Source organism: Pseudomonas sp. WC1 (assembly GCF_050586565.1).
Lineage (GTDB): Bacteria > Pseudomonadota > Gammaproteobacteria > Pseudomonadales > Pseudomonadaceae > Aquipseudomonas.
This window is the reverse complement of sequence record NZ_JBOBDQ010000015.1, coordinates 70,270-83,043: the sequence shown is the minus strand read 5'-3', so window position 1 is coordinate 83,043 and position 12,774 is coordinate 70,270. Positions and strand designations below refer to the sequence as shown.

The 12,774-nt window shown below is 63.3% G+C and carries 15 protein-coding genes; 13 read left to right on the top strand and 2 right to left on the bottom strand.

All coding sequences use genetic code 11. The features are described from left to right. The first annotated feature begins 212 nt into the window (after nucleotides 1–212). Nucleotides 213–740, top strand: coding sequence for an RNA polymerase factor sigma-70 (locus ACQ4OD_RS09675; protein WP_046856458.1), 528 nt, complete (start codon nucleotides 213–215; stop codon nucleotides 738–740). A 112-nt stretch (nucleotides 741–852) separates the two neighbouring features. Here the strand turns inward: ACQ4OD_RS09675 and ACQ4OD_RS09670 are convergent, their stop codons facing one another. Continuing rightward, nucleotides 853–1,653, bottom strand: coding sequence for a substrate-binding periplasmic protein (locus tag ACQ4OD_RS09670; RefSeq protein WP_102684965.1), 801 nt, complete (start codon nucleotides 1,651–1,653; stop codon nucleotides 853–855). 184 nt (nucleotides 1,654–1,837) lie between these two features. On the opposite strand from ACQ4OD_RS09670, the gene ACQ4OD_RS09665 reads away from it, so the two are divergent. Continuing rightward, the gene (locus tag ACQ4OD_RS09665; RefSeq protein ID WP_277503299.1) at nucleotides 1,838–2,389 is read left to right on the top strand and encodes an exonuclease domain-containing protein; all 552 of its coding nucleotides are present in this window, start codon (nucleotides 1,838–1,840) and stop codon (nucleotides 2,387–2,389) included. A 72-nt stretch (nucleotides 2,390–2,461) separates the two neighbouring features. Beyond that, nucleotides 2,462–2,746, top strand: coding sequence for a pyrimidine/purine nucleoside phosphorylase (locus ACQ4OD_RS09660; RefSeq protein ID WP_038705716.1), 285 nt, complete (start codon nucleotides 2,462–2,464; stop codon nucleotides 2,744–2,746). A 143-nt stretch (nucleotides 2,747–2,889) separates the two neighbouring features. Here the strand turns inward: ACQ4OD_RS09660 and ACQ4OD_RS09655 are convergent, their stop codons facing one another. After that, nucleotides 2,890–3,582, bottom strand: a complete 693-nt coding sequence (locus ACQ4OD_RS09655) for an alpha/beta family hydrolase (protein ID WP_102684971.1) — start codon at nucleotides 3,580–3,582, stop codon at nucleotides 2,890–2,892. Nucleotides 3,583–3,631: 49 nt separating this feature from the next. Between ACQ4OD_RS09655 and ccoN (ACQ4OD_RS09650) the strand changes: the two genes are divergently transcribed. From ccoN (ACQ4OD_RS09650) to ACQ4OD_RS09605, 10 genes are all read left to right on the top strand, one after another. Continuing rightward, nucleotides 3,632–5,056: a cytochrome-c oxidase, cbb3-type subunit I gene (gene ccoN, locus ACQ4OD_RS09650; RefSeq protein ID WP_050706570.1), complete on the top strand. Its 1,425-nt coding sequence runs from the start codon at nucleotides 3,632–3,634 to the stop codon at nucleotides 5,054–5,056. A 13-nt stretch (nucleotides 5,057–5,069) separates the two neighbouring features. Further along, nucleotides 5,070–5,678, top strand: a complete 609-nt coding sequence (ccoO, locus tag ACQ4OD_RS09645; protein ID WP_046856462.1) for a cytochrome-c oxidase, cbb3-type subunit II — start codon at nucleotides 5,070–5,072, stop codon at nucleotides 5,676–5,678. A gap of 5 nt (nucleotides 5,679–5,683) precedes the next feature. After that, nucleotides 5,684–5,878: a cbb3-type cytochrome oxidase subunit 3 gene (locus ACQ4OD_RS09640; RefSeq protein ID WP_023632287.1), complete on the top strand. Its 195-nt coding sequence runs from the start codon at nucleotides 5,684–5,686 to the stop codon at nucleotides 5,876–5,878. Beyond that, nucleotides 5,875–6,816, top strand: a complete 942-nt coding sequence (gene ccoP / locus ACQ4OD_RS09635; protein ID WP_102684963.1) for a cytochrome-c oxidase, cbb3-type subunit III — start codon at nucleotides 5,875–5,877, stop codon at nucleotides 6,814–6,816. The genes ACQ4OD_RS09640 and ccoP (ACQ4OD_RS09635) overlap by 4 nt, the downstream gene beginning before the upstream one ends. A gap of 434 nt (nucleotides 6,817–7,250) precedes the next feature. Beyond that, nucleotides 7,251–8,693 (top strand): cytochrome-c oxidase, cbb3-type subunit I, encoded by a 1,443-nt coding sequence (ccoN, locus tag ACQ4OD_RS09630; protein WP_046856465.1) that lies wholly within the window; start codon nucleotides 7,251–7,253, stop codon nucleotides 8,691–8,693. Further along, a complete protein-coding gene (gene ccoO / locus ACQ4OD_RS09625; protein WP_023631369.1) occupies nucleotides 8,693–9,301 on the top strand; it encodes a cytochrome-c oxidase, cbb3-type subunit II in 609 nt (202 codons plus the stop codon). Before ccoN (ACQ4OD_RS09630) ends, ccoO (ACQ4OD_RS09625) begins: the two co-directional genes overlap by 1 nt. 5 nt (nucleotides 9,302–9,306) lie before the next feature. Continuing rightward, nucleotides 9,307–9,498, top strand: a complete 192-nt coding sequence (locus ACQ4OD_RS09620; RefSeq protein ID WP_102684962.1) for a cbb3-type cytochrome oxidase subunit 3 — start codon at nucleotides 9,307–9,309, stop codon at nucleotides 9,496–9,498. Further along, nucleotides 9,495–10,478 (top strand): cytochrome-c oxidase, cbb3-type subunit III, encoded by a 984-nt coding sequence (ccoP, locus tag ACQ4OD_RS09615; RefSeq protein WP_110699087.1) that lies wholly within the window; start codon nucleotides 9,495–9,497, stop codon nucleotides 10,476–10,478. Before ACQ4OD_RS09620 ends, ccoP (ACQ4OD_RS09615) begins: the two co-directional genes overlap by 4 nt. Before the next feature lie 257 nt (nucleotides 10,479–10,735). Next, complete coding sequence (gene ccoG / locus ACQ4OD_RS09610) at nucleotides 10,736–12,151, top strand: cytochrome c oxidase accessory protein CcoG (RefSeq protein WP_139672498.1); 1,416 nt, start codon at nucleotides 10,736–10,738, stop codon at nucleotides 12,149–12,151. Between the two features lie 15 nt (nucleotides 12,152–12,166). Next, on the top strand, nucleotides 12,167–12,694 hold the full coding sequence (locus ACQ4OD_RS09605) for a FixH family protein (RefSeq protein ID WP_198753835.1): 528 nt from the start codon (nucleotides 12,167–12,169) through the stop codon (nucleotides 12,692–12,694). The last annotated feature ends 80 nt before the right edge of the window (nucleotides 12,695–12,774 follow it).

Sequence of the window (12,774 nt, the reverse complement as noted above, 5' to 3'; positions counted from 1 at the left end):
GAAGAAATTAGGACCGTCGGGAAGGCTGGAAAGGCCGGACGTAGAGGCAAATGTTGAAGCGTTTCACAGGTTGAAGCTTAGAACCAAAATGGATAGAAACTCATTAACTTTCGTATTTGACAATCATTATCATTACGAATAGTTTGTCGCACGTCGTAGGAAGCCTCCTCCAGAGGTGCGCTCCCTCTCCTCTCTGAGACAAGGTGATTTCCATGGCGGAACAACTATCCACAAGTAAGTGCGATTCACCATTACTCCAGGCATTCGTCGACAACCGCAGCATCCTGGTCAAGATCGCAGCCCGCATCACCGGCTGCCGCTCCCGCGCCGAGGATGTGGTGCAGGATGCCTTCTTCAGGCTCAGCGCCGCCCCGCAGATCACCTCATCGTTCAAGGCCCAGCTCAGCTACCTGTTCCAGATCGTGCGCAACCTGGCCATCGATCACTACCGCAAGCAGGCCATGGAACTCAGGTACTCCGGCAGCGAGGAGGAAGGGATGAACGTGGTCATCCAGAACGCCTCGCCCGAGGCCACCCATATCAACCTCGCGACCTTGGAACACATTGCCGACGCCCTCGACGAACTGCCAAAACGCACCCGCTACGCCTTCGAGATGTACCGCCTGCATGGCGTACCGCAGAAGGATATCGCCAAGGAGCTGGGGGTCTCGCCGACGCTGGTCAACTTCATGATCCGCGATGCGCTGATCCATTGCCGCAAGAGCAGCCGCTTGGGCTGAGGCCGTCATCGCGGGGCAAGCCCGCTCCAACAGGGGCGTGTTTGCCTTGGGCACTGCAACAGCCTGCCCACTCCATACTGAATACGCGACGGCCTTGCCGAAATTTAGGCTCCTAGTCGTGCGGCGCTTCGACGGTGATCTGGTAAGGCTGGAAGATCCGCAGCAGCTCGCCGTTTTCCCGCAGCTGGCGCAACAGGCTGGCGAACGCCTCGGGGCTGATGGACGCCCCTGGGCGCAGCAGCGCGTAGTGATGGTAGACCTGGTCGACCCGTTGCGAGGCCAGCAACTGGCCGGCACTGTCCGGGTTGCGCCTGAGAAAATCGCTGAGGTACGAACGGGTGACCAGGGCGATGTCCGCACGCCCACGCTCGACCATGTTCAGGTTGCTGTCGTGGGAATAGGTCAGGGTCGCCCTGTAGCGTTTCTTCAACCAGGCCGGGTCCGGGTTGAAATCGGCGAAAGCGTAGTGGTAGCCATTGAACAGCGCCAGGCGCTTGCCTTCGAGATCGTCGAAGTAGTGCTGGTCACGCCCGGCCTGCTGACGGCTGACGAACACCTCGGCATCTTCCAGCCCCATGTCCACGGTCTTGTGGGCAATCTCCTGCCAGCCCCACTGCGGGTTCTCGAAGATCGCCATGTCGGTGCGGCCTTGCTGGAAGTCGCCAAAGCGCCGGGGAATCGAGGTGGGCACCAGGACGAAACGGTGCCGGGACTGCAAACGGTTCAACGCCTCGACCAATTGCGGCAGCAAACCGGTATCGGCACCCTGTTCGGGGCGCACGGTATACGGGGGAAAGTGCGCCGCCCCGATCTTCACTTCCAGCACCTCGTCTGCCCGCGCCGCACCACCCAGCGCTACCGCAACGAACAACAGCAGGGAAGAGGAAATCTTGACGCTGGGCAGTGGGATCAAGTCGAGACACTCATCACGGGTAGGGGCCTGAATGCGCCTAAACTAGGCGTTTTCCCACATGGGCACAACCGCCGAATATGCCAAAGTGCCAGGGGATGCCGTGGCTCTCGACTTTGGCTACGCTCTACCGGCCGGCCCGCTCAGATCAGCGCGCCGGCCTTTGTGCATTGAAGGGGAGCCTGGCATGGGCCACTGGTTGGTGATCGACCTGGAAGCCACCACCGACGACGGTGGCTGGCCGGTCACGGAGATGGAAATCATTGAAATCGGCGCAAGCCTGGTCACCCGCGAAGGGCGCGAGGTCGATCACTTCCAGCGTTTCGTGCGCCCCAGGCGGCGGCCGCAGTTGACGCCATTCTGCTGCGAACTGACCCACATCACCCAGGCCGACGTCGATGGCGCGGAGAAATTCGACCGGGTCTGGCGCCAGTTCGAACAATGGCTGCAGCCGCACCAGGCGCAGTTGCAGGCGTGGGTCAGCTGGGGCGACTACGACCGCAAGCAGCTGCTGCAGGAATGGCAACTGCACCATGTGCGCAGCCTGCTGGAACAACTGCCGCACATCAACCTCAAGCAACGCTTCGCCAAGGCCCGCCACCTGCAGCGCCCGGCGGGCCTGAACAGCGCCTTGCAACTGGCCGGCCTGCAGTTTTCCGGGCAGCAGCACCGAGCCCTGGAAGACGCCCGCAACACCGCCCGCCTGCTGCCCTTGAGCCTGCCGCCGGGCACGGCGTGAAACAGATGACGCTGGGGCGGGCCTTGGGCATACTGGCTAGCCTTTTTTCATTGCTTTTTCAGGAGTCGCCCGATGTTCAAGGTCAATGAGTACTTCGATGGCACCGTCAAGTCGATCGCCTTCGAAGGCAAGGAAGGTCCAGCCACCGTGGGCGTGATGGCCCCGGGCGAGTACGAGTTCGGCACCGCCAAGCGCGAAATCATGCATGTGGTCTCCGGCGCCCTGAGCGTGAAGCTGCCAGGCAGCGACAACTGGGAAACCTTCAACGCTGGCGACAAGTTCAACGTGGCCGCCGACAGCAAGTTTCAACTGAAGGTGGCCGTGGACACTGCCTACCTGTGCGAGTACCGCGACTAAGCACCAACCTGTAACGGCCTCATCGCCGGCAAGCCGGCTCCCACAGGGACGGCGCTTGGCTTGAGGGCAGCGTGGTCGGAGTGGGAGCCGGCTTGTCGTGGCGACGAACCGTGGCGATGGGCTGCAAAGCAGCCCCAAGCGGCCTAGACCTTGAGAAACGCCGCCACCCGCTCCGCCGCCGCCTGCATATGCTGCTCATGGCTGAACCCCGACGCCTTCAGCGGCTTCAGATCATGGTCCGCCGCCGCCAGCCAGCTCACCTCGATCGCCGGCGATAGCGCATACCCCTCGACCGCCTCGCGATTGCCCAGGGCATCCCGCTCGCCCTGCACGATCAGCGTGCGTGTGCGCAGGCCTGCAAGATGCTCCACGCGAGGTTTCTCCGGCTTGCCAACGGCATAGAACGGATACCCCAGGCACACCAGCGCATCGGCGCCCAGTTCATCAGCCAACAGGCTGGCCATGCGCCCTCCCATGGACTTGCCACCTATGGCCAACGGGCCTGCGGCTAAACGCCGCACCTGTTCGTATACAGTCCGCCAGGACTCCAGCAACACCTTCTGCGGATTGGGCGGCCGCTTGCCGCCGTTCAACCGTCGTTCGGCCATGTAGGGAAACTCGAAGCGCACCACCCCTACCCCTTGCCCCGCCAGCCTTTGCGCCATGTCCTCCATGAACCCGCTGTCCATCGGCGCACCGGCGCCGTGGGCCAGGATCAGGCAGCCGCAAACGCCGCGATCCGCCGGAATTTGCGGAGGATCGCAGCGCAAGCCTGGGACATTTCCGATCTTCGCCCATTGATCCCCGTCAATACCGGCACTTTGCCCATTAATCATGCTTGCCTCGCTGTCTAGCCTGCCTATAACCGTGGATGGGAACCCATACATGAACACAACCAGCAGTACCGCCTACAACTATCAGGTGGTCCGCCAATTCGCCATCATGACGGTGGTGTGGGGCATCGTCGGGATGGGGCTCGGCGTCTTCATTGCCGCCCAGCTCGCCTGGCCCGCCTTCAACCTTGACCTGCCGTGGACCAGCTTCGGCCGCCTGCGACCCTTGCATACCAACGCGGTGATCTTCGCCTTCGGTGGCTGTGCCCTGTTCGCCACCTCGTATTATTCGGTGCAACGCACCTGCCAGACCACCCTGTTCGCACCGCGCTTGGCCGCGTTCACCTTCTGGGGCTGGCAACTGGTGATCCTGCTGGCGGCCATCAGCCTGCCGCTGGGCTACACCAGCACCAAGGAGTACGCCGAACTGGAGTGGCCGATCGACATCCTGATCACCATCGTCTGGGTCGCCTATGCCGTGGTCTTCTTCGGTACGCTGATGAAGCGCAACACCAAGCATATCTATGTCGGCAACTGGTTCTTCGGCGCCTTCATCCTGACCGTGGCGATCCTGCATATCGTCAACAACCTGGAAGTACCGGTCAGCCTGACCAAGTCCTACTCGCTGTACGCCGGCGCCACCGATGCCATGGTGCAGTGGTGGTACGGCCATAACGCCGTGGGCTTCTTCCTCACCGCCGGCTTCCTGGGGATGATGTACTACTACGTGCCCAAGCAGGCCGAACGTCCGGTGTATTCGTATCGCCTGTCGATCGTGCACTTCTGGGCGCTGATCACCCTGTACATCTGGGCAGGCCCGCACCACCTGCACTACACCGCGCTGCCGGACTGGGCGCAGTCGCTGGGCATGATCATGTCGCTGATCCTCCTGGCACCGAGCTGGGGCGGCATGATCAACGGCATGATGACCCTCTCGGGCGCCTGGCATAAGCTGCGCAGCGACCCGATCCTGCGCTTTTTGGTCGTCTCGCTGGCGTTCTACGGCATGTCCACCTTCGAAGGCCCGATGATGGCCATCAAGACGGTCAACGCCCTGTCCCACTACACCGACTGGACCATCGGTCACGTCCACGCCGGCGCGCTCGGCTGGGTGGCGATGATCTCCATCGGCGCGCTGTACCACACCATCCCGAAAGTGTTCGGCAAGGAGCGCATGTACAGCCTCGGGCTGATCAACGCGCACTTCTGGCTGGCCACTATTGGCACCGTGCTCTACATCGCCTCGATGTGGGTCAACGGCATCGCCCAGGGCCTGATGTGGCGCGCGGTCAACAGCGACGGCACGCTGACCTACTCGTTCGTCGAAACCCTGGTGGCCAGCCACCCAGGCTTCGTCGTGCGCTTCGTCGGCGGCGTGATCTTCCTCAGCGGCATGTTCCTGATGGCCTGGAACACCTGGCGCACCGTGCGTGCCCCGGCTGCCGAGCAAGCCACCGCCAACGCCCAGCTGGCTTGAGGAGTAGAGCCTGATGAAACACGAAGTCGTTGAGAAAAACATAGGCCTGATGGCCCTGCTGATGGTGTTCGCCGTCAGCATCGGCGGCCTGACCCAGATCGTCCCGCTGTTCTTTCAGGACGTGACCAACAAGCCGGTCGAAGGCATGAAGCCCTACACCGCCCTGCAGCTCGAAGGCCGCGACATCTACATCCGCGAAGGCTGCGTCGGCTGCCACTCGCAGATGGTCCGGCCGTTCCGCGCCGAAACCGAGCGCTACGGCCACTACTCGGTGGCCGGCGAAAGCGTCTGGGATCACCCGTTCCTGTGGGGCTCCAAGCGCACCGGCCCGGACCTGGCCCGGGTCGGCGGGCGCTACTCGGACGACTGGCACCGTGCGCACCTGTACAACCCACGCAACGTGGTGCCTGAGTCGAAGATGCCGTCCTACCCGTGGCTGGTGTCCTCGCAAGTCGACAACAGCCACACCGACGTCAAGATGCGCGTCCTGCGCAACCTGGGCGTGCCGTACACCGACGACGACATCGCCGGTGCCAAGGACGCGGTCAAGGGCAAGACCGAGATGGACGCGCTGGTCGCCTACCTGCAGGTGCTCGGCACCGCGATCAAGAACAAGAGGTGAGCGCGATGGAAATGGACATCGGCATGATCCGCGGCCTGGGCACTTTGGTGGTGATGATCGCCTTCATCGGCTTGTCGCTCTGGGTGTTCAACCGCCGCCGCGACCGTGATTTCGCCGAAGCGCGCCTGCTGCCCTTCGTCGACGACCGCCTGCCCCCCGCCGGGCAGGAACCTGCTGCAATGAGGAGTACCCGGCAATGACCACCTTCTGGAGTACGTACATCAGCGTACTGACCATCGGCAGCCTGATCGGCCTGACCTGGCTGCTGCTCGGCACCCGCAAGGGCCAGAGCAGCGACACCACCGACCAGACCATGGGCCACAGCTTCGATGGCATCGAGGAGTACGACAACCCGCTGCCGAAATGGTGGTTCTGGCTGTTCGTCGGCACCCTGGTATTCTCGGTCGGTTACCTGATCCTCTACCCGGGCCTGGGCAACTGGAAAGGCATCCTGCCCGGCTACGAGAACGGCTGGACCCAGGTGGACGAGTGGCAGAAAGAGATGGACAAGGCTGACGCCAAGTTCGGCCCGATCTTCGCCAAGTATGCCGCCATGCCGGTGGAGGAAGTGGCCAAGGACCCGCAGGCGCTGAAGATGGGCAGCCGGCTGTTCGCCTCCAACTGCTCGGTGTGCCACGGCTCCGACGCCAAGGGCTCGTACGGTTTCCCCAACCTGACCGACAAGGACTGGCGCTGGGGCGGCGAGCCGGAGACCATCAAGGCCTCGATCATGAACGGCCGCCACGGCGTGATGCCGGGCTGGGCCACGGTGATCGGTGAGCAGGGCGTGGCAGATGTCGCCGCGTTCGTGCTGACCAACCTCGATGGCCGCAGCCTGCCGGAAGGCGTCAAGGCCGACCCGGCCAAGGGCCAGGAGATCTTCGCCAGCAATTGCGTGGCCTGCCACGGCCCCGCAGGCAAGGGCACCCCAGCCATGGGCGCACCCGACCTGACCCACCCGCAGGCGTTCATCTACGGCTCGAGCTTCGCCCAGCTGCAGCAGACCATCCGCTACGGCCGCCAGGGCCAGATGCCCGCGCAGCAGGATATCCAGGGCAATGACAAGGTTCACCTGCTGGCGGCCTATGTCTACAGCCTGTCGCAGGATGAAGTGCCGGAAACCGTAACCGCCAAGTAAGCAAGCGCAACACCCCTGTGGGAGCAAGACCGCTCCCACAGGCCCGCTCTACCCTCCCCGCCTTGCACCCCCTCCGAACACAACTAAGCTTGTTGCCACAGTGGCTCCGCTCGCAGCGACCGGAACAGACGTGGTGCACAGCCTGACATCACGCATCCAACCTGGACGCTCGAGCCTGCGGCTTTGGGATGTGCCTTGCGCGCCCGTCCCAAGAACAAAAGCTTGACCGAACGATCAGAAAAACATGGAAAACGGTACACATTACAAATATTTATTTGTGTACAATCGTTCGGCCCCCAACGCCACGGGACGGTGGCGAAAAGGGCCTGGACACGGGTCGGCGTACACAACTTGCGTTGCCATAACCCTGGTGGTTATCAATACTGGCGCCGATTTACCAACCAACAAGAACACCCAAACCGTGGAACCTTAGAATGAGCACTGCAATCAGTCCGACTGCTTATAACTATAAGGTCGTCCGCCAGTTCGCCATCATGACGGTGGTCTGGGGGATCCTTGGCATGGGGCTCGGCGTCTTCATCGCCTCGCAACTGGTATGGCCCCAGCTCAACCTGGACCTGCCATGGACGAGCTTCGGCCGCCTGCGCCCGCTGCACACCAACCTGGTGATTTTCGCCTTCGGTGGCTGTGCCCTGTTCGGCACCAGCTACTACGTGGTGCAGCGCACCTGCCAGACCCGCCTGATATCCGACAGCATGGCCGCCTTCACCTTCTGGGGTTGGCAGGCGGTAATCGTCGGCGCGCTGATCACCCTGCCGATGGGCTTCACCACCACCAAGGAATACGCCGAGCTCGAGTGGCCGCTGGCGATCCTGCTGGCCATCGTCTGGGTCACCTACGCCCTGGTGTTCTTCGGCACCATCGTCAAGCGCAAGACCAAGCACATCTATGTCGGCAACTGGTTCTACGGCGCCTTCATCGTGGTCACCGCGATGCTGCACATCGTCAACCACATCTCGCTGCCGGTGAGCCTGTTCAAGTCCTACTCGGCCTACGCCGGGGCCACCGACGCGATGATCCAGTGGTGGTACGGCCACAACGCCGTGGGCTTCTTCCTCACCACCGGTTTCCTGGGGATGATGTACTACTTCGTGCCCAAGCAGGCCGAACGGCCGATCTACTCCTATCGCCTGTCGATCGTGCACTTCTGGGCGCTGATCACCCTGTACATCTGGGCCGGCCCCCACCACCTGCACTACACCGCGCTGCCGGACTGGGCGCAGTCGCTGGGCATGGTGATGTCGATCATCCTCCTGGCGCCGAGCTGGGGCGGCATGATCAACGGCATGATGACCCTGTCGGGCGCCTGGCATAAGCTGCGCACCGACCCGATCCTGCGCTTCCTCGTGGTGTCGCTGGCGTTCTACGGCATGTCCACCTTCGAAGGCCCGATGATGGCCATCAAGACGGTCAACTCGCTGTCGCACTACACCGACTGGACCATCGGCCACGTCCACGCCGGCGCCCTCGGCTGGGTGGCGATGATCTCGATCGGCGCGGTCTACCACATGATCCCGAAACTCTACGGCCGCCAGCAGATGCACAGTGTCGGGCTGATCAACGCGCACTTCTGGCTGGCGACCATCGGCACCGTGCTGTACATCGCCTCGATGTGGGTCAACGGCATCACCCAGGGCCTGATGTGGCGCGCCATCAACGACGACGGCACCCTCACCTACTCCTTCGTCGAAGCCCTGCAGGCCAGCCACCCGGGCTTCATCGTTCGCGCCCTGGGCGGTGCGTTCTTCGCCTCCGGCATGCTGCTGATGGCCTACAACGTGTACCGCACCGTGCGCGCCGCCAACCCGGTGGAGGCTGAGGAAGCCACCAAGATCGTCGTCGTGGGAGCCCACTGATGAAGCATGAAGCAGTCGAGAAGAACATTGGCCTGATGGCCTTCTTCATGGTCATCGCCGTCAGCGTCGGCGGCCTGACCCAGATCGTCCCGCTGTTCTTCCAGGACGTCACCAACAAGCCGGTCGAGGGCATGAAGCCACGCACCGCGCTGGAGCTCGAAGGCCGCGACATCTACATCCGCGAAGGCTGCGTCGGTTGCCACTCGCAGATGATCCGCCCGTTCCGCGCCGAAACCGAGCGCTACGGCCACTACTCGGTAGCCGGTGAAAGCGTCTGGGACCACCCGTTCCTGTGGGGCTCCAAGCGCACCGGCCCGGACCTGGCGCGGGTCGGCGGGCGCTACTCGGACGACTGGCACCGTGCGCACCTGTACAACCCGCGCAACGTGGTGCCGGAGTCGAAGATGCCGTCGTACCCGTGGCTGGTCGAGCACAAGCTCGACGGCAAGGACACCGCCAAGAAGATGGAAGTGCTGCGCACCCTGGGCACCCCCTACACCGATGAAGACATCGCCGGCGCCGCCGACGCGGTCAAGGGCAAGACCGAGATGGACGCCCTGGTCGCGTACCTGCAAGGCCTTGGCACCCTCATCAAGAGCAAACGGTGACCGTGATGGATATCGGGATGATTCGCGGCCTGGGCACCGTCGTGGTGCTGGTGGCCTTCGTGGGCCTGGCGCTGTGGGTGTTCAGCCCGCGGCGCAAGAAGGAGTTCGACGAGGCAACGCAATTGCCGTTCGCGGACGATCCCGAAGCCACCCGTCACGTCGAGCAAGCACAAGCTTCTAGGAGCAAACAACAATGACAACCTTCTGGAGTCTGTACGTCACCGTCCTGACCCTGGGCACCATCTTCGCCTTGACCTGGCTGCTGCTGTCGACCCGCCGGGGCCAGCGCGAGGAAATCACCGACGAAGTCGTCGGGCACGCCTTCGACGGCATCGAGGAGTACGACAACCCCCTGCCGAAATGGTGGTTCTGGCTGTTCGTCGGCACCGTCGTCTTCGCCCTCGGCTACCTGGTGCTCTACCCAGGCCTGGGCAACTGGAAAGGCATCCTGCCGGGCTACGCCTACGTCGACAACGAAAAGAAGACCGAGTTTTCCAACGGCCAGGCCGGCTGGACCGGCGTGCACGAGTGGGAAAAGGAAATGGCCAAGGCCGACGCCCGCTTCGGGCCGATCTTCGCCAGGTTCGCCGCCATGCCGGTGGAGGAAGTGGCCAAGGATCCGCAGGCACTGAAGATGGGCGCGCGCCTGTTCGCCTCCAACTGCTCGGTATGCCACGGTTCCGATGCCCGCGGCGCCTACGGCTTCCCCAACCTGACCGACAACGACTGGCGCTGGGGGGGTGAGCCGGAGACCATCAAGACCACCATCATGAACGGTCGTCATGGCGTGATGCCGGGCTGGGCCACGGTCATCGGCGAACAGGGCGTGGCGGATGTGGCGGCCTTCGTGCTGACCAACCTCGACGGTCGCAAGCTGCCCGAGGACGCCAAGGCCGACCCGGCCAAGGGCAAGGAAATCTTCGCCACCAACTGCGTGGCCTGCCACGGCCCCGAAGGCAAGGGCACCCCGGCGATGGGCGCGCCCAACCTGACCCACCCGCAAGCGTTCATCTACGGTTCGAGCTTCGCCCAGTTGCAACAGACCATCCGCTATGGTCGCCAGGGCCAGATGCCGGCCCAGGCGCAGATGCAGGGCAACGACAAGGTGCATCTGCTGGCGGCGTACGTGTATAGCCTGTCGCACCAGGAACAGCAGCAGGCCCCACAAGCCGAGTGATGTCGAACCATGGGAGCGGCGGCACGCCGCTCCCATGGCTGTTTCAGCACATGCAAAAACAGCCGCGACTGACATGGATCAATTGACACCCGCCATAACACGATTCACACCACGAACCCAACGCGACTAAGTGTCGCAGTGCGCCCCGCATGCGCTATCACAGGCGTATCATGGGCCGCAGAGCGCTAGCAGAACGCGCGAGACTGCGGCCGGCACGCACTGGCCGCGGCATTTCTCCACTGCCGTGGGACTTGATGATGAGCAAGCAAATTCCGGTACATGACGTCACCCCGCCTGCCAGCAAAGGGAAGGATTCCGTCGATCTCTACGCCTCGCGCGAAAAAATCTATACCCGCGCCTTCACCGGCATTTTCCGCAGGTTGCGGATGGTCGGTGGCGCGGTATTGTTCCTGCTGTATTTCGGCACCGTCTGGCTGAACTGGGGCGGCCACCAGGCCGTGTGGTGGAACCTGCCCGAGCGCAAGTTCTACATCTTCGGCGCCACCATCTGGCCCCAGGACTTCATCCTGCTTTCGGGCATCCTCATCGTCGCCGCCTTCGGCCTGTTCTTCATCACCGTGTACGCCGGCCGGGTCTGGTGCGGCTACACCTGCCCGCAGAGCGTGTGGACATGGGTGTTCATGTGGTGCGAGAAAGTCACCGAAGGCGACCGCAACCAGCGCATGAAGCTGGACAAGGCGCCCATGAGCGCCAACAAGTTCCTGCGCAAGCTGGCCAAGCACAGCCTGTGGCTGTTGATCGGCTTCGTCACCGGCATGACCTTCGTCGGCTACTTCTCGCCGATCCGCGAACTGGCGATCGAGTTCTTTACCGGCCAAGCCGATGGCTGGGCCTACTTCTGGGTCGGCTTCTTCACCCTGGCCACCTACGGCAACGCCGGCTGGCTGCGCGAGCAGGTGTGCATCTACATGTGCCCGTACGCGCGCTTCCAGAGCGTGATGTTCGACAAGGACACCCTGATCGTTTCCTACGACCCGCGCCGCGGCGAAACCCGCGGCCCGCGCAAGAAGGACATCGACTACAAGGCCAAGGGGTTGGGCGACTGCATCGACTGCACCATGTGCGTGCAAGTCTGCCCCACCGGCATCGACATCCGCGACGGCCTGCAGATCGAGTGCATCGGCTGCGCCGCCTGCATCGACGCCTGCGACAGCATCATGGACAAGATGAACTACCCCAAGGGCCTGATCAGCTACACCACCGAGCACAACCTGTCCGGGCAGAAGACCCACATGCTGCGCCCGCGCCTGATCGGCTATGCCCTGGTGCTGCTGGTGATGATCGGCGCTCTGGTCACCGCCTTCGCCACCCGTTCGCTGGTGGGCTTCGACGTGGCCAAGGACCGCGTGCTGTACCGCGAGAACGCACAAGGCCGGATCGAGAACGTCTACAGCCTCAAGGTGATGAACAAGGACCAGCGCGACCACGTCTACGTGCTCGACGCCGCCGGCCTGCCCGACCTCAAGCTCGAAGGCCAACGCGAGATCCGCGTGGCCGCCGGCGATATCGTCAACCTGCCGGTGCAGTTGTCGGTCGCACCGGAGCAGCTGCCCTCGACCACCAACGAAATCACCTTCATCCTCAAGGACGCTGACGACAGCGCCAGCCAGGTTGAAGCCAAGAGCCGCTTCATCGGCCCACAGATCCGCTGAAAGAGAACCTAGACAATGCCTGCCGCCACCGCCGCCAGCCCCTGGTACAAGCACCTCTGGCCCTGGATCATCATCGGCATCCTGGCCACCTCGGTGTGCCTGAGCCTGACCATGGTCAGCATCGCCGTGCGCAACCCGGACAACCTGGTCAACGACAACTACTACGAGGCCGGCAAGGGTATCAACCGTTCGCTGGACCGCGAGCTGCTGGCCCAGACCCTCAACCTCAAGGCCAGCGTGCGCCTGGATGAGCTGACCGGCGAGGTCGAAGTGCGCCTGACCGGCAACAGCGACCCGCAGGCGCTGGAGCTGAACCTGATCTCGCCGACCCAGCCGGCCAAGGACCGCAAGGTGCAGCTGGCACGCACCGAGCCAGGCCGCTATGTCGGCCAGCTGGACGACAAGGTCGACGGCCGGCGCTTCGTCGAGCTGCTCGGCAGCCAGGACGACCATGTGTGGCGGTTGTTCGAGGAGGAGAAGGTCGAGCATGGGGTGACCTTGCAGCTGGGCGATGAAGCCATTCAAGGGGCCGAGCACCAGTAACAGCGACACACCACACCTCGTGGGGGCGGGCCTGAAAACCAGCATTCCAGGCCCATCGCGGGGCAAGCCCGCTGCCACGA

What these genes read in the sequence shown, in the direction of transcription:
- ACQ4OD_RS09675 (WP_046856458.1), top strand. Translation starts at nt 213, where the DNA reads ATGGCGGAACAACTATCCACAAGTAAGTGCGATTCACCATTACTCCAG.
- ACQ4OD_RS09665 (WP_277503299.1), top strand. Translation starts at nt 1,838, where the DNA reads ATGGGCCACTGGTTGGTGATCGACCTGGAAGCCACCACCGACGACGGT.
- ACQ4OD_RS09660 (WP_038705716.1), top strand. Translation starts at nt 2,462, where the DNA reads ATGTTCAAGGTCAATGAGTACTTCGATGGCACCGTCAAGTCGATCGCC.
- ACQ4OD_RS09655 (WP_102684971.1), bottom strand. Translation starts at nt 3,582, where the DNA reads ATGATTAATGGGCAAAGTGCCGGTATTGACGGGGATCAATGGGCGAAG.
- ccoN (WP_050706570.1), top strand. Translation starts at nt 3,632, where the DNA reads ATGAACACAACCAGCAGTACCGCCTACAACTATCAGGTGGTCCGCCAA.
- ccoO (WP_046856462.1), top strand. Translation starts at nt 5,070, where the DNA reads ATGAAACACGAAGTCGTTGAGAAAAACATAGGCCTGATGGCCCTGCTG.
- ACQ4OD_RS09640 (WP_023632287.1), top strand. Translation starts at nt 5,684, where the DNA reads ATGGAAATGGACATCGGCATGATCCGCGGCCTGGGCACTTTGGTGGTG.
- ccoP (WP_102684963.1), top strand. Translation starts at nt 5,875, where the DNA reads ATGACCACCTTCTGGAGTACGTACATCAGCGTACTGACCATCGGCAGC.
- ccoN (WP_046856465.1), top strand. Translation starts at nt 7,251, where the DNA reads ATGAGCACTGCAATCAGTCCGACTGCTTATAACTATAAGGTCGTCCGC.
- ccoO (WP_023631369.1), top strand. Translation starts at nt 8,693, where the DNA reads ATGAAGCATGAAGCAGTCGAGAAGAACATTGGCCTGATGGCCTTCTTC.
- ACQ4OD_RS09620 (WP_102684962.1), top strand. Translation starts at nt 9,307, where the DNA reads ATGGATATCGGGATGATTCGCGGCCTGGGCACCGTCGTGGTGCTGGTG.
- ccoP (WP_110699087.1), top strand. Translation starts at nt 9,495, where the DNA reads ATGACAACCTTCTGGAGTCTGTACGTCACCGTCCTGACCCTGGGCACC.
- ccoG (WP_139672498.1), top strand. Translation starts at nt 10,736, where the DNA reads ATGAGCAAGCAAATTCCGGTACATGACGTCACCCCGCCTGCCAGCAAA.
- ACQ4OD_RS09605 (WP_198753835.1), top strand. Translation starts at nt 12,167, where the DNA reads ATGCCTGCCGCCACCGCCGCCAGCCCCTGGTACAAGCACCTCTGGCCC.